The organism is Halovenus aranensis, assembly GCF_900100385.1.
GTDB classification, from domain to species: domain Archaea; phylum Halobacteriota; class Halobacteria; order Halobacteriales; family Haloarculaceae; genus Halovenus; species Halovenus aranensis.
The window spans coordinates 69943-89764 of sequence record NZ_FNFC01000009.1 but is presented as its reverse complement, the minus strand read 5'-3'; the positions used below and the strand labels follow the sequence as shown (position 1 = coordinate 89764).

The window sequence follows — 19822 nt, the reverse complement described above, 5'->3', positions numbered from 1 at the left end:
GTTACACCGGCTTTTCGGCGGCCTCCTCGTCGGTCGTGACCGCGAGGAAGGCGTCTTCGAGGGTGGCGCTCTCGCCTGCTTCGGCGCGGGATTTGAGCGTCTCGGGGTCGCCCTCGGCGACGAGCTTGCCGTCGTGGAGCACGCCGATTGTGTCGGCCAGTTCGTCGACCACCGGGAGGATGTGCGTCGAGAGGAAAATCGTCATCTCCTGGTCTGCCAGCTCGGCGATGGTGTCTCGCATCGTCCGGGCGGCACGTGGGTCGAGCCCGCTGGTCGGCTCGTCGAGAAAGGCCACCGCGGGCTCGTGCAGGACTGCCTGGATGACGCCGATTTTCTGGCGCATCCCCTTCGAGTAGCCCCCGATGCGCTTGTTCGCGTCCTCGGCGAGGTCGAAACGGTCGAGCATCTCCTCGATACGCTCGCCTGCGGCCGGCTCGGGCAGGTCGCGGAGGCCGGCCATGTACTCCAGTTGCTCTCGGCCGGTCAGTTCGTCGTAGATTGGCGGGTCCTCGGGCAGGTAGCCAATCTCTGCCGACACCGCCTCGCGGTCTTCGATTGAGTGACCGGCGACGCGGGCGGTGCCAGAACTGGGCCGGGTCAGCGTCGTCAGCAGGCGCATCGTCGTGGTCTTGCCCGCCCCGTTCGGGCCCAGAAAGCCGTAGACACTACCCGCTGACACCGACGTGGTGACCCCCGCGACGGCAACGGTCTCACCGTAGCGTTTCGCCAGGTCGTCCATCTCGATTGCTGGGGTCGTCATACCGAGGTCTCCTCGCGCAAGCAGTATAAAACCGCCAGCCAGCACTCAGGGCCTGAAACGCTCCCGGCTGTTCGCCAGCTTTATGCGACGAGATTGATAGTGATTGTCTATGTCGACAGTGCGCACACTCGGTCGACTCCTTGTGGTACTGGTCGGTGCCGGCCTCGCGGCCGGTATCGGAATTGGTCTCGTCTGGGCTGTCCCGGAATTCACCGCGCTCGGGCTGCTCGATACGCTTCTCGTCACGGTCGTCGCTGTCGGCGGGCTCGTCTTCGCCGGCCGCCTCGCCGGAGAGATATTCCCGGGCTACAACGTCGCCGAAGTCGAGGTCGACGATGTGATTACGCGTGACGGCGACGGCGGTGGTCCGCTGCCGGTCGGCGGCGGTGCCGCCTCGGCAGACGATATCGTCGACCAAATCGAGAAAGCCGACGAGGACGGCAACGCCGAGGCGCTCATCGTGAAACTCAACACGCCCGGCGGGGCCGTCGTCCCGAGCGAGGATATCCGGCGGGCCGCCGAGGAATTCGACGGGCCGACCGTCGCCTACGCCGAGGATATGGCCGCCAGCGGCGGCTACTGGATTGCGAGTGGCTGTGACGAATTCCACGCCCGGGAGGCGAGTATCGTCGGAAGTATCGGCGTCGTCGGCTCACAGCTCGGCCGGACCGGACTGGCCGAGAAAGCTGGCCTTGATTACCGACGGTTCGTCGCCGGCGAGTACAAAGACTCCCCGTCCGTGTGGCGCGAGCTCGAAGACCGCGAAGTCGAGTACTTCCAGGGACTGCTCGACGACTGGTACGACGCCTTCGTCGAGACGGTCGTCGACGGACGCGGCCTCGACGAGGAGTTCGTCCGCGATACGGAGGCCCGCATCTACATCGGTGAGGAGGCAGCAGAGAACGGGCTCGTCGACACCTGTGGCCCGCGCGAGGAGATGGAAGACCGCCTCGCAGAAACACTGGGCGTCGACGGCATCGAGGTCGAGACGTTCGAACCCGACAAGGGTGTGACCGACCGCATCGGTGCCGGTGCTCGTTCTGTCGCCCGCGCGTTCGGTGCCGGCGTCGCGAGTGTCATCGTCGGCGACGACGTGCCACGCATCCGTACCTGACCGACGACACGTAGCGCCAGCCCATCACACCACGTTTTCGGCGTGTTCCGGCGGCGCTGTGGGGACAGTGGCGGTTCGTCTGTCGTTACGACGGAGTGGAGTCGCGCGAGCAGGAGTCGATACCGAATATCGAATAGATAGGACAGGTTCCTACCGTTGCCGTCACGAGCATCATAACTGCAACAATCCCCAACACCGGAGAGAGAACTGTCGGGAGCGGAACGGCCCCAGCAAGAACCCCAATCGATACCGCTCCAGCAACTGCACCGATTCCTGTTCTGAACTGCTGGTCTACCGAGCCAACATTTTTGTTCATATTCTGTATATGGACGCCAAACGTATAATACTAGCGTTGAGTGTAAAGTACAATACTATAACTCCATCTCAGGCGTAACTGCCCAAAATAGAACTCAAGAGTATATTCTGTATTTCGGTGAGTCCCGTCTTTCACAATATTAAAAGCCGTCGAGCGCGTAGATTGTTCTGTGATAGATCGTCAGAAGAGTCGCACGTTCGGCGCAGCGTTTGTACTCCTGCAAGGGGTCGTGACTGCCCTCTTCCCGCAGATAAGTACTAAAATAACCAAACGTATGATTGGCAAGAACTTCGATAATGCCTCGCAGCTCGAGGCGAAGCCGACATATCTCCGACAGCTACGGGCACTCGGTGTCGGAATGGTCGCTGCGGCTGGTACTGACCTTCTCTTGCAGAGCCGTGAACAGACCGACGACGGGCAGGACGAAGTCGACGAGGAAGCTGCTGGCGACGAGTAGCGACGTCAGTACGCCGAACCGTCGCGATATTGTTCTATTCTGTAGAGCGACGAGAGCTGTACTCCAGATTTCGGCCGTGGTGTCTATCAAACCGCGGTGTTCTCTTGCCGGAACCGGCCAGCGACAGCAACCGCCCAGCAGCCGAAAGCGACTGCGGCCACGAGCTCTGGAACAGCAAAGAAGTCACTCGACCCCGTCATGGCGACGTAGCCGAGCCAGCCGCCCCACGCCAGCACGTGGACGGCGCCGAAACCGACCGAGACGCGACCCAACGCCCGCTCGCCTCGCCGTATCAGCCCGGCTCCGTACACCGAGTGAGTGACTGGTCCGCCGAGGAAAAAACAGAGCGCGACGAGTCCGTGGGGGTCACGCGGCAGATGGAACACGCCCACCAGCGCGAGGCCGACAACTGAGAGCAGGAAGGTGAAGGCGGCGAGTCGTTCGAGACGATTGCGCGCCCGCCGCCAGAGCGGCCAGGCGAACGGGAGCCCAACCGTGCCGCCGGCGATTAGCCCGCCGTTGAACAGCCAGAACGTCGAGGCTTCTGGGCGACCAAGGTCCGACAGCGCGTTCCCGGCCCAGGTGAACTCCGCGGGCGTAGCGAGCGCCGTCGACAGGACTACACACCCAAGCGCGAGCACCGGCGCGACGACACCGCTCCAGACCGCCAGCCTGTCGACCAGATGCAGCTGCCGTCGTGTCCCACCCGCGTGTGCCATGGTATGTCTTTTCGTGTATCCGGCTAAAAGTTGTCCATCGGCGCAACCGTCCGGGACGGAAACCATCGCGCGAGCCGTGCCGTCACCTCGTCGTCGGCGTCCAGCCCGGCGAGTTTGCGCGCCTCGGGGGCCGTGTGATAGCCGACTGCCAGTTGGGCGAGCGTGCCAGCATCGAGCCGGAGGTCCGGCGTGACGCCATCGACGCGCCGACACGACCCCGTACCTTCGGAGACAGTAAGCTCGAACGTGCCGTCGTTCCAGGGTGCTGTTTCGTCGGTGACAGCAAGCCGCAGCGTGCCACTCACGCCCTCGGGATAGGCTACGGTTTCGAGTGCGTCAACGACGCTCACGACGCGAACCATCGTGCCCGGGTGGCGCTCGCAGTCGATTGCCTTCGGGTCCGGTGCCATATCCAGCAGCGAGGACGCCGCCGGTCGGTAGAGCGTGACCGTTTCGACCTGCGAGTCGTGGTCCGAGAGAAAGCCAAGCAGGCCACGGAAGGCGTCGCGGTCGGTGAAGGCGCTGTAGAGGACGTTCATCCGTGGCCCGTCTTCGACGGTGTAGCCGAGGTACCCCCGGTACTGACCACCGCGTTCGAGCCCGTAGACGTAGCGGTCGCCGTCGTCGAAGATGCGCCTACGCCACCACGACTCGTCTCGCCGCGTTGTGAGGTCGTACTCCATCCCGTAGCTCTCGACGACGCCCTGAAGCTGCTCCCAGTCGTCGGCGTCCAGCCGGCAAAGCCCGCCAGGAGCGTCGCGTGCGAACGCGAGCGCCGCCGGCGGACAGGTGTACTCCGTCAGCGTACAGCCCATCGCCCAGCCGAACTGCTCGTAGTAGCCGTAGTCGAACGGCCACAGCGCGGCGAAGGGAGCGTCCCCGCGCCAGCGCTCTAAGCTCGCCGAGATGAGGTCGCTCACGTGTCCTTCTCGCCGGTACTCAGGTCGTGTCGCCAGGCTCGCGAGTCCGGCCATGGACACCCACTCTCCCCGGAGGCTGACAGTAAAGTCGTAGTGTGTACAGACTGTCCGGAGCGTCTCGTCGGCGTAGAGGCCGAACTGCGTTCCGAGCAGGTCAGGAGTCGACTCGGAGTCGTCGTAGGAACGTGGTCCGGCAGCGGCGTCGAACGCGTAGTCGGCGACTCGCTGGAAATCGGCCTGTCGCTCGGCTGGAATCCGGCGAAACGCTGTCTGTGACATACCGTATCCCGTGGCTGGGTTGACATAAGAATGTATGGACTGGGCCCCGAGAGACTCACCACGGCAGGTTTTTCACCGTCCGGTGTCGTTCTCGAAGTGTGCTCGCGGTCGAACTCCACACGCACTCGGAGACCTCCTACGACGGCCGGGACGCTGTCGAGTTACTCCTCGAACAGGCTCAGGCGGTCGGACTCGACGCGCTCGCAGTCACCGACCACGACGAAATTTCGGCCAGTCTCGACGCTGCCGAGCTAGCGCCCGAGTACGACCTCATCGGTATCCCGGGGATGGAAGTGTCGACCGCTGACGGCCACGTGCTTGCGCTGGGGGTCGACGAACTCGTCCCCTCGGGGATGGCGTTCGGCGAGACACTCGATTACATCCGTGAGCGCGGTGGGCTCGCGGTCGTCCCACACCCCTATCAGGAGTCACGCAGCGGCGTCCTCGCGAAAATCAGCAGCGAGGAGCTGACAGCCGCCGACGCGGTCGAAGTGTACAACTCCCGGCTGGTGACCGGCTACTCGAACCGACAGGCACGCCGCTTTGCACGAACGCACGACATGCCCATGACCGCCGGAAGCGACGCTCACATCTGTGAGATGGTCGGGCAGTCGGTGACCTGGGTCGACGCCGACGAGCCAACCGTCTCGGGGATACTCGACGCAATCCGGGAGGGACGGACCGATATCGAAGGAAAACGAACGCCCTGGCTGGTCAGTCTGCGCCAGGCGGCTGGCGGGGTACGGCGTCGTATTGCTCACCGACTCGGGCTCGACACGGACGAGCCTGCAGGCCCCTAGTTCGTCTTGGCGTCGGGGTTGTCGTCTTCTGTCGGGGGTTCGACGCCCTCGGCGGCCTCGATTGTGTCCGTCGTCTTCTCGGTGTTGACGTGCCAGCGGTCGACTGCTCGCTCGTAGTCGGCAAGCGTGTTCGAGACCCGTATCTTGAGGTCGTCGTCGTTGATGTTCACCTCGAAAGCGTACTCCGTGCGGTCGCCACCGGAGATGCGCTGGATGTTGGCCGAGATGAGGTCGTTGTCGAAGTAGTACGGTGACATCCGGGTCATCACGTTCTCGTAGACCGTATCCTCGACCTTTCTGATTGCCTTGCGGCCGGCCGAGTCGGCGGCCCGGGCGACGTAATCGATGCTCTCGCCCCACTTGTTGACCGCTTCGTCTGGCTCGTCGAGGTTCTCGTAGGACTCGGCGAGTTTCTCACCGGCGGTCTGGAGGTCTTCCTCGGGCTTTTTGCCCTCTTTTTCGCCTTTCCCCTCCTGTACGTGAGCCTGCTCTGCGGTCTTTTTGCTGACGTCTTCGTCGAGGCGCTCGTGGCTCTTTGGCCGCCACTCGTCGAACTCCTCGAGTGCCGCCTCGTCGATTGCTTCTTCCTCGGCGAGTTCTCTGAGTGCTTGGACGACTCGCTCGCCGTGTTCGACGACGGTCACCCAGCCACCGCGGACCTTGAACCCCGAGACACTCTCTTCCATCTCTTCCATATGCAGGGGGACTCCGTACTCACGGCGTATGAAAGCGACGGTGGGACGCTCTGTCGCCGGCGGAGTCGGTAAACAGGCCTAAGTACCGACCGTTAGAATCGTGAACCATGCCACTTCAGGAGCGCGAACACGCCTCAGTCGTCACGCACGCGCTCGCACAGCACGTACTCACGGACCTCCGAAGCGTCGAGACCAGCCAGGTCGAGTTCAGGAAAGGGCTGGTCAAACTCGGACGGCTCTGTGGCTATGAACTCATCGACAGCCGGTTTCCAACCGAAACGGGAACCGTCGAGACGCCGCTCGCCGAGACGCCGGCGACCCGCGTGAGCGGGCTCGACGATGTCGTTATCGTCAACGTCCTCCGGGCGGCGACGCCCTTCGTCGAGGGGCTGTTGAAGGCGTTCCCGACCGCCCGTCAGGGCGTCATCTCCGCCAGCCGCAACGAAGACGCCGGCATGGGAGAAGACGGCGAGTTCCCCATTTCGGTACAGTACGTCAAACTGCCCGAGATAACGGAAGACGACACCGTCATCGTCGCCGACCCGATGCTCGCGACCGGCAGCACGATGGTCACGGTGCTCGACGAGATACTCGCCGACGGCGCGCCCGAATCCTGTTTCGTCCTCTCGGCGGTCAGTGCGCCCCCGGGCCTGCAACGGGTCCGCGAGGCCTTCCCCGAGGTCGAACACGTGACCGTCAGCGTCGACGACGAACTCGACGACGACGGCTTCATCGTCCCCGGCCTCGGCGACGCCGGCGACCGCGCGTTCCGGACGACCTGAGTCGGTTCAAGATTCCATCACCTCTGTGATGCGGGCGATATCCGTACTGTCGAAGGACCTGTAGTACAGCCGCAACTCACGTATTTCTCCGTTCAAATAGTCTCCCGAGAACTCGATGTCTGCGCCGATATTCATATCGCCCATGCTTATCTCGCCCTCGTAGGTCCCTGTGTTCGCCTGTTCACCGTCGACATAGAGGGTGTACTCCGAGCCGTCGAACGTGCCGACGACGACGTGCCAGGTGCCGGGTTCGAGTCGACCGCCGAATATCTGGCCGCTCTGGCTCCCGCCGCTTTTGTCGACGTTGTACACCGGCGTGTATCCGTCACTTCCGGCGCACACGGAACTCGGCACCTCGCCGTTGTCACACGGTTTTAGTTCGAGCAGCCAGTTATCGTCGCCGCTTTTGTGTTCGACGAGTTCCTGTTTTTTCACCTCGTCGACCCGGTAGGCAACGGCGACAGTGAACTCGCTGACATCGACGGGGGCGCTGATGTCGGTCACCTCGACGTAGTCGCCCGAGCCGTCCAGTGCAAGACCGTTTGCTGTCCAGTCTGGGTCTCCTTTCAGTGTGCCGTCGTTTCCGTTACCGGAGTTGTCTACCAGCGACGACCCACTCCCGTCGAACGTGTAGTAGCTGGTAAAGTCGCCGATGCTATCGCGGCTGTCGACCTGTCGGTTGACGAGGACCGACCGCTCTTTGTCTGTCGAGACGACCGTAATCTCGTCTCCTGGTGCTGTCGGGAGTAACACAGGCCTTCCGACCGAGTCCGGGCCGAGTTCCGCAATCGTGCGGTCGTTCAACTTGACGACGGCCTCGGTTCCCATCGCCATCGGACGAATCTCTAACCCGGCTGGCGTCTGCTCGTACTCGAAGGTGGCGTCCGCACTCGGGGACCCAGTTCTGTCGAGGAACGTGAGCGAAATTGTCACCAGAACGACTGCTAATACGAGTACCAGCGCCACGAGCAAAATGTTCCCGACGACTGGCGACGCGGCTCTCCCCAGGTTGGCCCCTCGACGCTCCATACTGTCACTTATGACGCTGTGGTAACGTCTCTTTTTTGATATTCCGGCAGAACGGGTGGCTTCGACAGGCGTCGCACCCCCGCATTTCGTGTGGAAACTCACACGAGTGCGACCCGATACCATCCGTGATATCCCCTCACGTAGCGTTCAATCCGACGCCAACGCCGTGAACAAAACGTCATACGACGAACCGCGATAGTTCCAGACGAAACGTTCCCTCCCTCTTTTGAGCGACCAGACATAGCTACGACCGGTCGTCTGGGGTCTCGAAGGACGCGCGACCGCTCGTGGCACTCCGGATACGGTCGCGCAGGCTGGCGGCCTCTGTCTCGGGGACAGAGACAACGAAGGCAACGGCCTCGGCGTAGTCGGCCTCAAAATCGACGCCTGTCGACTCCAGAATGCCCCGAACAGTACCCGAATCGTCGTAGGCGACGGTCACGACGAACCGCTCGTGGGGGCGCTGTTCGACGACGCCGGCGTCATCGAGTGCGTCTTTGATTGCCCGGGAGTACGAGCGGGCGAGGCCGCCGACACCGAGGTTCGTGCCGCCGTAGTACCGGGTGACGACGGCGACGACGTTCTCGACGGCCTCCTGTTGGAGGACGTTGAGCGCGGGTTTGCCGGCGCTGCCCCCGGGTTCGCCGTCGTCGTCGGCGTACTCCCGAAGTGGCTCGGCCCGGACCCGGTAGGCCGGGACGTTGTGGGTCGCGTCGGCGTACTCCTCGCGGACGGCCGCGACGAACGCCTCGGCGGCCTCGACTGTCGCTGCCGCGTCGACGTGACCGATGAACTCCGAGCCACGAACCTCGAAGCGTGCCTGGCCGCGGCCCGCGACCGTGCGGTAGCGCTCGCTCATGCCAGCTCGATGCGGCGGACAAACGGCAACTCGCGGATGTCGGTGATGAGGTTGCCGGGCAACTCGTCGTCGATGATGACATACAGGCGGGGCTGGTCGGTGAACTCGGGGTCCTCGCTGATGACCTGTCGGATGGTGATGTCGTGGGTCGCAATCTGCTCTGTCACTGCGGCGACGATGCCCGACTCCTCGGCGTCGGGAACTGTGACCGTCAGCACCGTCAAATCCAGCACCGGTGCGAGGTCCATCAGGCTCGGAATGGCCGAGATGTTCTGGAAGATTGGCCGGAGTTCGTCGTCGTCGAGGATGGCGTCGGTCGTCGTATCGACTACGCGCCGGTCGACGCCGACCTCGCGGGCGATGCCCGTGTTGGGAATTTCGATGCCGCCCGAGACCACCCGTCCGTCGTCGTTGACCGAAAACCCCCGTTCCAGCAACAGCCGGATGACCTGTTGCTGACTCGGCGAATCCGCGAACTTGTCCATAATCTCGTCGAACATTGGTCGCATCTCGGACGCCGACAGTAAAGGTGTTAGTGAAAGCGAGCCACCGCCGATAACTCTCGCAACTCCACACGTTCATGTACCGCGCCCCCTGACTCGGAGGTATGAAACAGGCAATCGTCGCGCGCGCCGACCTCGGCATGGGCGAGGGAAAACTCGCCGCACAGGTCGCACACGCCTCCCTGCAAGCCTACGAGGAGGCCCCACCGCGAGACCAGCGCGAGTGGAAAGGCAGCGGCCAGAAGAAAATCGTCCTGCAGGCGACAGGTGAGTCGGAGCTGTTCGAACTCGCAGAGAGCGCCCGCGTCGAGGGACTGCCAAACGCCGTCATCCGCGACGCCGGACACACGCAACTCGAACCGGGGACGGCGACGGCGCTCGCGGTCGGCCCGGCCCCGGAGGAGGCGGTCGACGCCGTCACCGGCGACCTCTCGCTGTATTGATGGGTGTGATCGTCAACATCGCCGTCAAAGGCATCGGGGGCCGTGGACGCCCCGACCGTGACCTCGGCTACCGCGAGAGGGCATCATCTCAATGGTATCCGAGGCGTGTCCGACTAATCCACGGGAAGCCTCGGGGATTGACCCCGAGGCGATTCACGACACACTATACTGCTCTCCATGTGGGATAAACACATAAGCGACAGGAGACGCATCCAGCCTACATGGAAGATGCGACCTGGCGCTCGATTTCAGTAATGGATGACAAAAATGGAGAACCCCACGTCCTCCAACAGAAAGTCGAGGTGTACACCTCCGGAGTCGACGAGGAAGCACCCGGATATACGAAACCGGTTATGAAACATCGTATCGTTCCAGTGAAAGAGGTCGTCGAGCTGTGAGCCACCAGAATCCCGGCTCTACTCGGTCTAGAGGCTGAAAACAGCAGTCTGAGGAACTTTCACAATTTTCCGTTACTGTCGTTGTCAATAGCAAAGTCTAACCGGCGCGCGTCAAAATACACGGATGATGCCTACAGTAGAATACCTCAACTACGAAGTTGTCGACGACAAGGGTTGGGACATGTACGACCCCGATGTCTTCGAGAAAGCGGCTGAGGAAGGACTCAGTGACGAGGATTACGGTACGCTTGATGTCAACCAGGGCGAGTACATCCTCGAAGCCGCAGAGGCACAGGGGTACGACTGGCCGTTCTCGTGTCGTGCCGGCGCGTGTGCGAACTGCGCCGCCATCGTCATCGACGGCGAGATCAACATGGACATGCAGCAGATTCTCTCCGACGAGGAAGTCGAAGACAAGAATGTCCGCCTGACCTGTATCGGCTCTGCCGAAACCGACGAGGTGAAAATCGTCTACAACGCGAAACACCTCGACTACCTGCAGAACCGCGTCATCTGAACGCGGCAACTGACTGGTGGTTGCCACGCAGTGGACCACCACTACTCTCAACTGCTACACAGTCACTGCTGTCCGTGTCAAAAACTCACCATCAGCCGCGCTCTTGTTGGGTGGCTCGTTGGAGGGTTACAACGAACCGCGTCCCACCCAGCGGAGAGTCGGCCACCTCGATACTCCCGTCGTACGTGTCGACGAGTTCTCGTACCAGATACATTCCGAGCCCGCTCCCCGACTCGCTCCCGTGAGAGACGCCGCGTTCGAAGATCCCCTCGCGTTTCTCGGACGGAATTCCGTCCCCGTCGTCGTCGACGTGCACGGTGACGTGTTCGTCGGTCGCGGTCACGTCGAGACGAACTGTGCTGCCGTTAGAGTGAACAAACGCGTTCTCGACGAGGTTGGCGAAGAGTTCGGTCAACAGCGTTCCGCCCATCACTGTCAGGTCGCCCAGGTCGGTGATGACATCGAACTCCTGTCGCTCCTGGAGCGCGTTGTGTCGGTCGAGTGCCTCCCTGATCGGTCTATCGAGTGCCACCGGCTGTACCGACTTTTCACGACCGATTTTGTTCAGTGTCTGAACGTCGTCTATCAGTTCGACTGCGTCCTCGACACCGCTCAACGCGTACTCGACGTGTTGTTGTGGAGTATCGCTCAGATCGCTCCCCTCGAGTGCCTCCAGAAACCCCCGGGCGACCTGCAGGTGGTTTCCGAGGTCGTGTCGCAACAGGGAGTGAAGAAACTCCGCTCGTTGCTCGGCCTCCTTGCGTTCTGTGATATCCTTCGCGACGCAGACGATACCCGTGGTAATCTGGTCGTCTTTCAGCGTCGAGGCGCTCAGACTCATCGGCACCACATCCCCCTCGCGTGTCGAAAAATACACCTCCGCATCGGTAACTCGGCCGTCGTCGACCAGATGGTTGATGAAATCAGCACCGGACTGGACCAGAGACTGATGATTCTCGGGCGGTGTCGTGAGCAAAAAATCGAGCGGTTTGCCCTCGACTGTCGCCGTCTCGTATCCCAGGATTGTCTCGACGGCACCGTTTACCATCGATATCTCACCTGTCTCGTCCAGTTTGATGAGAATATCAGCCATCGCATCCGTCAGGTTCTCCAGCTCTGCTGTCCGACGTTGAATCTGCTGCTCGAGTTCCGTACGCGACAACAGCTGTAACTCCTCGCGCTCGTCGTCGGAAATCTGGGGCGTGTTTTCATCTGCCATGCTGAGTATGTCTATTATTGTCTGCTAGTGGCTCCAACACTAAAATACGACGCTGTCAGATCTGGCTGGTGAATCGAGACGGCGAATCTCGACAGGCGGAGCAAAACGAGTGTCTCGGGGCTGACCCCGAGACGGGTCACAAGAGCAACGAACGATTCTGGTGTGGGACCGTGACACTCGTGATGGTGTCGAGCGCACGCCGTGCAAGGCCGTGTGCCTGGTCGATATCGCCTGCTGTCGCTGCGATGTCGGCTTTGAGGAGTTGTGCCTTGGCGAGATGGTGGACGGCCCCGATTTCGTCGAAGGTGTCGATTGCCGCCGTTGCGAGCGGTTCTGCCGTCGCAATATCGCCGGTTTCGAGCATAATACGCGCGGCCTGGCGTTGTGCTCGCGCCTCGTAGTAGGGCCACTCTTCGCGCGACAACGCTCTCTCTGCCCGAGCGACATGCTCTAATGCCGTCTCGTATGCTGCTTGCTCGGCTTGGAACTGACTATACCTGAGGTGGTACGTGGCAATTAGCTTGACGCGGTCGATGTCGTCTATGATTGCTGTGGCCTGCTGGAAGTAGTCGGCTGCAGTCTCGTGTTCGTCTTGTTCCTGGGCAACTGCGCCAAGTGATAACAAAGATTGACAAATGTAATGATCTAACTCGTGCTGTCGGGACATCTCGAGCGCAGTCTCGTAGGAGTCGCGTGCCTCGGCGTACAGCCCCGCGTGGTGGTACGCACTGCCGAGTACCAGTCTCTCCTCGAGTGTCTGGTACGAATGACCGTGCTCTTCACTCAGCGCGAGACTTTGTTCGGCGTACTCGATTGCCTGTCGATACTCACCTTGATTGTTATATACTCTCGCAAGACCGAGCAAGGTTTCTGCTTTCGTCTGCTCAACTTCGGAGTTTTCGACGATATCGAGAACTTCCCTGTACCGATCTATTGCCTTTTCGAGCTCGCCCATCTGCCGGAAATTCACTCCCAGATTGAACGAAACTCCACAGATCAGCGTTTTGTTATCTATTTCGTGTGCAATGTCGAGGGCTTGTCGCCACTTGCGCACTGCGCTCTCTCTATTACCAAGGTAGCTATTTACTGCGGCAATAATATTTGCTGTCCCAGCTTGGCCGAATCTGTCACCAACGACGTTCTGAATCGACAGGGCTTCCTCCGCGTGCGTCAGTGCCTCGTCCATCCTGCCGGTTCGCATTGCAATACCTGCCAATAATACGAGCAGTCTCCCTTCGTTGAATTTGTCACCAATCTCTCGGGCCAACGGCAGCGCCTCCTCGACAGCCTCTCTGGCCTGCCCGAACGCCCCAATCTCGCGTTTGATTGTTCCACGCATGTTGAGAAGCCGGATTCGGGTGCGCGTGTTCTGCGTGAAGTCACAGCTATCGAGGCCAGTTTGGGTATACTCTGCCGCCTGGTCGTAGTTTTCAGTCTGCAACTCTATCTTTGCGAGCTTGGCGTACGACTCCGTGGTATATCTCTGGACGCCACCTTCCTCTGCGATGGTACGCAGTTGCTCGGCAGTCGTCCGTGCCGCCTCGAACTCTGAGCGCATGAGTTGTGACTCGGTAAGCGTGCTCAACAGACGACACTCAGCCTCTGTTTCGAGACCAGACACTGAAAGCCCATCGCGGCTGCTTTTTTCTGCAGCCTCGTACTCACCTTTTACGTTCGCGACACGCGCCCGAAGCCAACAGACGTATTGTGAGCGCTGTTGTTCGCCTGGTTCGATTCGCTCTTCGAGGAATGCGATGTGTCGTTCAGCTGCGTCGTACTCGCCGACGAGACAGTATATTTCTGCGAGGTCGGTAACGATATCCAACAGTTGCTCGGAATTGTCTCCCTCTCGGGCCAGTGTCAAGGCGTTGTTGTACTCGGCGATGGCTGTCTCGTGGGCGTAGACCGCCGCTGCACTCTCAGCAGCCCTCTTGTACCACTCGGCTGCGACCGCCTGTTGGCCACAGTTCTGGTAGTGTGAGCCAATCCGGCGCTCCACTCCACCGTGGTCGTCTGTCGTGTCATCTGGCTCGTATTCCGTGCGCAGTGCCGTTGCAAGCGCCCGGTGCCGGTCGCGCCGCTGTGTGTCGGTCAAGCGTGACTGTGCAACCTCTTTCGTAACGGCAGTGGTAAACACCAGGTCGCCGTCCGGGTCTCGTTCCAGGATACCTGCGCCCGTGAGCACATCGAACGCCGTCGAGAGCTGGTTGGGCTCAACCGACGTGACCGACGCCAGAACCGCGGTATCGATTGGTTCATGACAGAGCGACGCCCACGTCACGAGCTCTCTTCCGGCAGGAGTGAGCGATTCGAGCTGTCGGGACACTGCGTCTTCGATGGCAGTCGAAAGGTCGATATCGTCAGCGTCGGTCGGGTACCACCGGAAGTCGGGGTCTAGCGCTTCTGTTTCGAGCAACTCCTCGATTAGCAACTCGGCATAGAGGGGGGTGCCGCCGGACTGGTCGTGCACCAACTCGACGAAGCTGTCTGGAACGTCGCGCCGCCCGACTGTCTGTTGAACCAGCCGTGCCGTCTCCCTGCGCCCGAACCGAGACAACTCGAACTGTGTCACGCGCTCGTCGTCGAGTGGCCCGCCGTCGGTGACGACAGTGTCACCGCTGCCGACAGTCGACGTACACAGCAGAATGAGAGATAGTTCCGACAACTGGCCGAGCAGGTATTCGAGATACGACTGCGTTCCGCGGTCGCTTTCGTGGCTGTCTTCGAGCACGAGGATGCGGTGTCCGTGTGCTGGTTCGAGCTGCTGTGTTATCCCGTAAAACAGCCCGGTCTGTCCGGCTTCATACGAGTCGAGCTCCCCTTCCTGTCCTGTCTGTGACCGAAGGGTTTCCCACTCGGAGTCGACCGCGAACATGTCATTCTCCCCGCCGGCCCTGTCGACGAACGTGCGCAGCGGGCCGTACGGCTCGTCGGTCTGTTTCGCGTCTACTCGGACCACATCGATGTCGTCTCGTGACTGTACGTCGGCGACACACTCCTCGACGAGCGTCGTCTTCCCGATACCTCGTGGCCCACTCACTGCGACCGCCGCGCCACGTCCGTGCTCAGTGCATTCGTCGACAACCTGTTGCCACTCTGCGCGCTCGTCCTCCCGGTCGATGAACTCCGTGTCGGGGGTTTCGCTTCGATAGTACGCGTCGCCATCGGTACACGCCACGGCGACAGCTGTCGTCGTATCCTCGACAGTACTCGCAACTGCCCGAACTGTGCGGGCCTCCTCCTCGTCGGCAACGGTAATCGTCTCCTCGGCAATCGCTTCGTGTACCGTCCGTGCTGCCGGTTCACCCCGGGCGGTCAGAGACAGCGAGATGGTCCCATCGGACTCTTCAGTTCGCGTCACTAACCCCTGGGTCGTCAGGCGGTCGATACTCACCGCGACGTTCGTTTTCGCACTGAACTGTGAACTGTCGGGGACGACCGTCTTGAGAACCGTCGACAGGGGAATCCGTCCTTCGGGCGAGGTTGCCCCGGCCTCGAAGAGCGCGGAAAGAATAAAATCCGTCTCGGTATATCCATCCATACTGTAATATTGTGTGACAGGTATATATCAGTAGGGGAGCGACAGCGACGCCACTGCTCGGCGCTCGTACGGACGTGTGTGACCCGAGACAGCTGTGCTGACACAAAGAGCACGAGCCACCGTCTGTGGTGACTCTTCCGAGACAACGTAAGCAGTACCACACTGATTACTGCGGTACGCTTCGTGACCACGTCACACGAATTGTCGTCTCACATCGTGTGAAACTCGTCTGCTGTTGTCACGGCGGGACAGACTCGCAAAATCCGTATCAGTCGTCGGCCGGCGTCGCGCGCGAAGTCATCTCGACGGGGTCGGCGTCAACGCCGAGTTCATCGAGCGCGGCCTGTGCGGCGCGTTTGCCCGAAACGAGCATAGCACCGAAGGTCGGGCCCATGCGAGGCAGGCCGTAGGTCGTCGCCGTCGCCATTCCGGTGACGATGAGGCCGTCGTGGACGAGACCAGTGTGTTCGACAACGGCGTCCTCGCTCTGACCGACCCACATGGAGTCGTGGCCGGGCGAGTCGTGACCGGGTGCGCCGTAGGACTCGTCGCCGGTCTGGTCCATACCCGTCGCGTCGGCTTCGGCGTCGCCGATGCCGGGCGCGTCGAGCACGCCGCGTTCGTCGAGTTTCTTGATAGCCATCGCGTCGTGGCCCGTCGCGTCGATGACGAGGTCCGCTTCGACGGCGATGGGGTCGACGCAGGTGATTTCCCGGGGCAGCGCGTGAACCGGCGTCCAGTTCATCACGATACCGCCGACGCGGTGGTCCTCGCGGATGACGATATCGGTGAACTCGGTCATGTTCTGCATCTTCGCGCCGGCGTCACAGGCGGCCTTGATGAGGCCCGAACAGGCCTCGGGGCCGTTCGCGACGTAGAGCCCTTCGCTGTCCTGTGAACGCTTGTAATCGACTTCGAGGTCTTCGAGAACCGTCTGTGCCGGGTCACGGACGGTGACCTTGTTCATCAGGAAGCCACCGAGCCAGAAACCGCCCCCGAGGTAGTTGTTCTTTTCGACGACCATCGTCTGGACGCCCCGCTCTGACAGCTCTTTGGCTGCCATCAGCCCCGACGGGCCGCCACCGACGATGATGACATCCGAGTCCGAGAAGTCCATGAACTCCTCTGTCCACTCCTGCCCGATTGCGCGCGTTACGTCCGCTTCGCCGACGTTGCTGAACTGGTCGAATTCCTCCATAACACCAAGTTGTATTACCTGGTTGTTAATATGGGTTCTGCTTTCGGGAACCGACTGGATTCCGGTAGCAGCAGCGCTACCCGGGACTATTTTAATCGTCACACCACCATCTCGGTAGGATGTGAGCTACGCCAGAAGCGTCCGTTCGCCGGCCGCAAACGCGAACTCGACGCCGCCCTCGGCGGATTCGCCGACGGTGACAGTCCAGCCGTGGGCCTCGGCAATCTGTCGGACGATGTAGAGCCCGAGGCCGGTGCCACCTTCCGCACTGCTCACGCCGGGGTCGAATACTGACTCGCGTCGGTCCTCGGGGATGCCCGCACCGTCGTCGGTGACGACGAAGCCGTCGCCGCGCGTGTCGACGCTGACTGTCACCGGCGTCTCGTTGTGTTCGATAGCGTTTCGAAAGAGGTTCTCGAACAGTTCCTGAAGCTGGCTCTTGTTCGCGACAACAGTGGCCTTCGTCGCCACTTCGAGAGCGCAGTCGCCGGTGTCGACGTTGCTCCAGGCGGCCTGTGCGGTCTGGGCAAGCGGTGTCGGCTCTGTTTCGGCGCTCGCGTAACCGGCCTGTGAGATGGTGAGCAGGTCGTCGATGAGTTCCTCCATCCGGTCGAGCGCGTTCGCGGCGTCGTCGAGGTGGGCGGTATCGTCGGTCTCCTCGACGAGGTTGATATGGAGGCTCGCGACGTTTAGCGGATTTCTGAGGTCGTGGCTCACGATGGAGGCAAACTCGTCGAGGCGCTGTTCGCGGCGATGGCGCTCGGTGACTTCGCGCATGACGACCACTCGGCCGCGTTCGCGCCCGTGGTGGTCGACCAGTTCCTCGGCGGCCGGTTCGAACACCCGCTCGCGCTCGACGGCGGTCTCCTCTCCGTGCTGGTGGATGACCTTGCCGTTGGTCATCGCCGCCTTGAGCCCGGGAACGAGGTCGTCAGCGTGCCTGTCGCGGTCATCTGCATCGACGCCGATTTGCCCGGCCGCCGCGTTCGAGTAGATGAGCCTGTCGTCCTGGTCGAAGACCAACACCGGGTCGGTGACCGTATCGACAATTGACTCCTTAGCCAGGGGCACGACCCTCAGGAACTCGTACCGGGAGATTGCGACCCAGATTGCCAGCCCGCCAAACGCGTTGAACACGATGCCGAGGTCGACGCCCTCGCGCGGGACACCACCGACGATAAACAGGATTGTCCCAGCGACGACGATAAAAAACGCGCCGAAAATCAGGGCCGCTTGCTTGCGATAGACATTCGCCGAGTCGAGCAGGAACAGCCCCAGCACGGCAAACGTCGCCAAATAAAAGCCATAGATGAACAGAAAATAACAGACGAGAACGGGACCGAACGAAGGCGTGACGAGATTGAGGCCCTGAAACGACTCGACGGCGAGGTCACTGTAGGCCAACTCCATCGGATTCGTCACCCACAGTAGCAGCATCGCACTGAAACCTCCCCACAGGAACCGACGGACCGACGGCCGAGTCAACAGGTCAGACTGGGTGTACTCGGCGACGAAGACGACTGCCAGCACGGCCGTGAGGCCAGCAAACAGGAGACGGGCGGTGTAGAGACCGTCGAGCACTGCCCCGGTCGACGGAGAGAGATACACCGCTAACTCGCTGAGGCCCCAGAGCGTACACCCGACCTGCAGGTTCCGGAACTCCGCCGCGGCCGGAACGGTCGCGTTGTAGTGTGCGTAAGTCGCCAGGCCAGCAACGAGTACTGTCCCGATTGCGACGGTAGCCAGTATGAGAATCGCGCCAGCCCCCACCATACCCATATTCGAACCTTCGTTGTGACTTATTTCCTTTGTTATAGTCTCACGCTTGATAATACGTAACTTCGGTATCTCCGCTGTCGCCAATACAGCATAATACCCGGTAAGAAAGGTTGAAAAGCCATTCTTTCGCTCGTCGAGCACACACTTCCATTATCGAAAATAAAAATGACGCAGACGCAATGACGGTGACGTCTCTCGTCACCGTTGCTAATACCGAAAAAACGGCTGGTTATTCGCGTCTCGCGAGTGGCGCGTCGAGACCCATCGCTTCGTCGGTCGTGGCCATGCTTTCCTCCCGGCTCGCTTCGCCGAGGACGGCGCGGATGGCATCGACGTTCTCGGGGACCACGTCCGACTCCTGGTGAATCGCCTGAAACAGATAGAGGTCAGAGCCCTCCATCGAAATCGACTCGCCCCAGATGCAGTTCTCCCAGATGTCGGCACGGGGTCGTCCGGCGTCCTGTGCGAGTTCCTTGATAGCTCCGGCGCCGTCGAGGCCGAGCCACTCGGGGATGACGAACGTCCGGCGCTGGTCGTCGAGAAGAGAGCGCACTTCCTCGGCGGTCGGCTCGGATTCGAGCGTGACGTTCACGCTGTGCATGTGCATCAGGGTGGCCGGCACCTTCAGTCCGAGCGTGTCGATGTCAAGTTCGGGGAAGATGGTGTTCACGTCCGGGCCGTGGTGGGAGGGGAGACTCACCGGGTTCGGGAGGATATCGTTGATGGGGCCGCGTCCGGACTGGGCCGGGTCGCCGCCACGACGCACGAGGGTCGTGCGAACCTTCTCGATGCCGTAGGACTCCTGTAGCGGCGCGACCAGCCGGGAGAGCCCCGTCGTGTTACAGGAGACGACGCGCACGAGGTCGGCACCCTCGACCGTGTCGTAGTTCGAGCGGGCGTTGAAACTCCCGTCGACCACGTCGCTGTCCTCGCCACCCTGCAGGAGTGCGGGGGTGTCGTACTCGCGGTACATCTCGGCGTTGTCGGCACCGATGCCCGAGGGGCAGGCGTCGACGACGATGTCGCTTTGCGCGACGAGCTCCTCGACGTCGCCCGCGAGGTCGATGCCCGCCTCGGCGAAGCGGGGCTTTCGGTCTTCGATTGCGGCGTACAGGTCGAAGCCCTTCTCGACGGCGCTCTGGGCCTCGAAGTTCGGTCGGGTCTTGGCGACCCCGGCGACCTCCATATCTGGCTGGGCGCGAACGGCGTCTGCGACGCGTTTTCCGATGGTTCCGTAGCCGTTGATGCCTACCGATATCATTGTCTACTGATTTACGAGGTCGGTGTATATACCTCACGAACTGTGGACAGTTCCGCTCGGTCGGCGACCCTCTGTCCGACAAACCCGCTCAGTACAGGGAGTGTACATACCGCTACGAATGGATATTTGTCTGAAATCCGTAACTAAATCGGGGAAATATGCAGAAGATTCTACGGTCTGTAACCGTTTATACCACCTCGAATCGTTTGAATCAGCTTCGCAGTTGCTGTGTC

20 protein-coding genes are annotated in these 19822 nt (G+C 61.4%); 7 read left to right on the top strand and 13 right to left on the bottom strand.

Going from position 1 to position 19822, the window contains the following annotated elements; genetic code table 11:
• Position 1: 1 nt before the first annotated feature.
• Complete coding sequence (locus BLR34_RS10440; RefSeq protein ID WP_092702735.1) at positions 2-760, bottom strand: ABC transporter ATP-binding protein; 759 nt, start codon at positions 758-760, stop codon at positions 2-4.
• A 109-nt stretch (positions 761-869) separates the two neighbouring features.
• Between BLR34_RS10440 and sppA the strand changes: the two genes are divergently transcribed.
• Positions 870-1874, top strand: a complete 1005-nt coding sequence (gene sppA, locus BLR34_RS10435; RefSeq protein WP_092702733.1) for a signal peptide peptidase SppA — start codon at positions 870-872, stop codon at positions 1872-1874.
• Positions 1875-1959: 85 nt separating this feature from the next.
• Here sppA and BLR34_RS10430 read toward each other — a convergent pair whose 3' ends face one another.
• Positions 1960-2190 carry a YgaP family membrane protein gene (locus BLR34_RS10430; protein WP_092702731.1) on the bottom strand — a complete coding sequence of 77 codons (231 nt, stop codon included), beginning with the start codon at positions 2188-2190 and terminating at the stop codon, positions 1960-1962.
• 169 nt (positions 2191-2359) lie between these two features.
• Between BLR34_RS10430 and BLR34_RS17600 the strand changes: the two genes are divergently transcribed.
• Positions 2360-2647, top strand: a complete 288-nt coding sequence (locus BLR34_RS17600) for a hypothetical protein (RefSeq protein WP_092702729.1) — start codon at positions 2360-2362, stop codon at positions 2645-2647.
• 86 nt (positions 2648-2733) lie between these two features.
• Here BLR34_RS17600 and BLR34_RS10420 read toward each other — a convergent pair whose 3' ends face one another.
• On the bottom strand, positions 2734-3366 hold the full coding sequence (locus BLR34_RS10420; protein WP_092702727.1) for a DUF998 domain-containing protein: 633 nt from the start codon (positions 3364-3366) through the stop codon (positions 2734-2736).
• A gap of 23 nt (positions 3367-3389) precedes the next feature.
• Entirely contained in the window at positions 3390-4565 is a 1176-nt protein-coding gene (locus tag BLR34_RS10415) for a GNAT family N-acetyltransferase (protein ID WP_092702725.1), read from the bottom strand.
• Positions 4566-4663: 98 nt separating this feature from the next.
• On the opposite strand from BLR34_RS10415, the gene BLR34_RS10410 reads away from it, so the two are divergent.
• The gene (locus BLR34_RS10410) at positions 4664-5365 is read left to right on the top strand and encodes a CehA/McbA family metallohydrolase (RefSeq protein ID WP_092702723.1); all 702 of its coding nucleotides are present in this window, start codon (positions 4664-4666) and stop codon (positions 5363-5365) included.
• On the opposite strand, the gene BLR34_RS10405 is transcribed toward BLR34_RS10410, so the two are convergent.
• Complete coding sequence (locus BLR34_RS10405; RefSeq protein ID WP_092702721.1) at positions 5362-6060, bottom strand: DUF5828 family protein; 699 nt, start codon at positions 6058-6060, stop codon at positions 5362-5364. The genes BLR34_RS10410 and BLR34_RS10405 overlap by 4 nt on opposite strands.
• Positions 6061-6167: 107 nt before the next feature.
• On the opposite strand from BLR34_RS10405, the gene upp reads away from it, so the two are divergent.
• Complete coding sequence (gene upp, locus BLR34_RS10400) at positions 6168-6842, top strand: uracil phosphoribosyltransferase (RefSeq protein WP_092702719.1); 675 nt, start codon at positions 6168-6170, stop codon at positions 6840-6842.
• 6 nt (positions 6843-6848) lie between these two features.
• On the opposite strand, the gene BLR34_RS10395 is transcribed toward upp, so the two are convergent.
• The 3 genes from BLR34_RS10395 to BLR34_RS10385 all read right to left on the bottom strand — a co-directional run bounded on the left by BLR34_RS10395 (position 6849) and on the right by BLR34_RS10385 (position 9230).
• The gene (locus BLR34_RS10395) at positions 6849-7871 is read right to left on the bottom strand and encodes a LamG domain-containing protein (RefSeq protein WP_176765297.1); all 1023 of its coding nucleotides are present in this window, start codon (positions 7869-7871) and stop codon (positions 6849-6851) included.
• Positions 7872-8115: 244 nt separating this feature from the next.
• Positions 8116-8730, bottom strand: coding sequence for an IMPACT family protein (locus BLR34_RS10390; protein WP_092702715.1), 615 nt, complete (start codon positions 8728-8730; stop codon positions 8116-8118).
• A complete protein-coding gene (locus tag BLR34_RS10385; protein ID WP_092702713.1) occupies positions 8727-9230 on the bottom strand; it encodes a TrpY family transcription regulator in 504 nt (167 codons plus the stop codon). The genes BLR34_RS10390 and BLR34_RS10385 overlap by 4 nt, the downstream gene beginning before the upstream one ends.
• Before the next feature lie 107 nt (positions 9231-9337).
• Between BLR34_RS10385 and pth2 the strand changes: the two genes are divergently transcribed.
• The 3 genes from pth2 (at position 9338) to fer (ending at position 10591) form a co-directional block, all read left to right on the top strand.
• Positions 9338-9676, top strand: coding sequence for a peptidyl-tRNA hydrolase Pth2 (gene pth2 / locus BLR34_RS10380; protein WP_092702711.1), 339 nt, complete (start codon positions 9338-9340; stop codon positions 9674-9676).
• Positions 9677-9897: 221 nt separating this feature from the next.
• Positions 9898-10074 (top strand): hypothetical protein, encoded by a 177-nt coding sequence (locus tag BLR34_RS16995; protein WP_176765296.1) that lies wholly within the window; start codon positions 9898-9900, stop codon positions 10072-10074.
• 127 nt (positions 10075-10201) lie between these two features.
• Positions 10202-10591, top strand: coding sequence for a ferredoxin Fer (fer, locus tag BLR34_RS10375; protein ID WP_092702884.1), 390 nt, complete (start codon positions 10202-10204; stop codon positions 10589-10591).
• A gap of 91 nt (positions 10592-10682) precedes the next feature.
• Here fer and BLR34_RS10370 read toward each other — a convergent pair whose 3' ends face one another.
• From BLR34_RS10370 to BLR34_RS10350, 5 genes are all read right to left on the bottom strand, one after another.
• Positions 10683-11810 carry a PAS domain-containing sensor histidine kinase gene (locus BLR34_RS10370; protein WP_092702709.1) on the bottom strand — a complete coding sequence of 376 codons (1128 nt, stop codon included), beginning with the start codon at positions 11808-11810 and terminating at the stop codon, positions 10683-10685.
• A gap of 136 nt (positions 11811-11946) precedes the next feature.
• Complete coding sequence (locus BLR34_RS10365; RefSeq protein WP_092702707.1) at positions 11947-15351, bottom strand: ATP-binding protein; 3405 nt, start codon at positions 15349-15351, stop codon at positions 11947-11949.
• A gap of 268 nt (positions 15352-15619) precedes the next feature.
• Entirely contained in the window at positions 15620-16549 is a 930-nt protein-coding gene (locus BLR34_RS10360) for a sulfide-dependent adenosine diphosphate thiazole synthase (RefSeq protein WP_092702705.1), read from the bottom strand.
• Positions 16550-16675: 126 nt separating this feature from the next.
• Positions 16676-18322: a sensor histidine kinase gene (locus BLR34_RS10355; RefSeq protein WP_176765295.1), complete on the bottom strand. Its 1647-nt coding sequence runs from the start codon at positions 18320-18322 to the stop codon at positions 16676-16678.
• A 235-nt stretch (positions 18323-18557) separates the two neighbouring features.
• Positions 18558-19589 (bottom strand): type II glyceraldehyde-3-phosphate dehydrogenase, encoded by a 1032-nt coding sequence (locus BLR34_RS10350; protein ID WP_092702701.1) that lies wholly within the window; start codon positions 19587-19589, stop codon positions 18558-18560.
• Positions 19590-19822 lie beyond the last annotated feature (233 nt).

Coding starts and splice junctions, on each gene's coding strand:
- BLR34_RS10440 (WP_092702735.1), bottom strand. CDS start 760: ATGACGACCCCAGCAATCGAGATGGACGACCTGGCGAAACGCTACGGT.
- sppA (WP_092702733.1), top strand. CDS start 870: ATGTCGACAGTGCGCACACTCGGTCGACTCCTTGTGGTACTGGTCGGT.
- BLR34_RS10430 (WP_092702731.1), bottom strand. CDS start 2,190: ATGAACAAAAATGTTGGCTCGGTAGACCAGCAGTTCAGAACAGGAATC.
- BLR34_RS10420 (WP_092702727.1), bottom strand. CDS start 3,366: ATGGCACACGCGGGTGGGACACGACGGCAGCTGCATCTGGTCGACAGG.
- BLR34_RS10415 (WP_092702725.1), bottom strand. CDS start 4,565: ATGTCACAGACAGCGTTTCGCCGGATTCCAGCCGAGCGACAGGCCGAT.
- BLR34_RS10405 (WP_092702721.1), bottom strand. CDS start 6,060: ATGGAAGAGATGGAAGAGAGTGTCTCGGGGTTCAAGGTCCGCGGTGGC.
- upp (WP_092702719.1), top strand. CDS start 6,168: ATGCCACTTCAGGAGCGCGAACACGCCTCAGTCGTCACGCACGCGCTC.
- BLR34_RS10395 (WP_176765297.1), bottom strand. CDS start 7,871: ATGGAGCGTCGAGGGGCCAACCTGGGGAGAGCCGCGTCGCCAGTCGTC.
- BLR34_RS10390 (WP_092702715.1), bottom strand. CDS start 8,730: ATGAGCGAGCGCTACCGCACGGTCGCGGGCCGCGGCCAGGCACGCTTC.
- BLR34_RS10385 (WP_092702713.1), bottom strand. CDS start 9,230: ATGTTCGACGAGATTATGGACAAGTTCGCGGATTCGCCGAGTCAGCAA.
- pth2 (WP_092702711.1), top strand. CDS start 9,338: ATGAAACAGGCAATCGTCGCGCGCGCCGACCTCGGCATGGGCGAGGGA.
- BLR34_RS16995 (WP_176765296.1), top strand. CDS start 9,898: ATGGAAGATGCGACCTGGCGCTCGATTTCAGTAATGGATGACAAAAAT.
- fer (WP_092702884.1), top strand. CDS start 10,202: ATGCCTACAGTAGAATACCTCAACTACGAAGTTGTCGACGACAAGGGT.
- BLR34_RS10370 (WP_092702709.1), bottom strand. CDS start 11,810: ATGGCAGATGAAAACACGCCCCAGATTTCCGACGACGAGCGCGAGGAG.
- BLR34_RS10365 (WP_092702707.1), bottom strand. CDS start 15,351: ATGGATGGATATACCGAGACGGATTTTATTCTTTCCGCGCTCTTCGAG.
- BLR34_RS10360 (WP_092702705.1), bottom strand. CDS start 16,549: ATGGAGGAATTCGACCAGTTCAGCAACGTCGGCGAAGCGGACGTAACG.
- BLR34_RS10355 (WP_176765295.1), bottom strand. CDS start 18,322: ATGGTGGGGGCTGGCGCGATTCTCATACTGGCTACCGTCGCAATCGGG.
- BLR34_RS10350 (WP_092702701.1), bottom strand. CDS start 19,589: ATGATATCGGTAGGCATCAACGGCTACGGAACCATCGGAAAACGCGTC.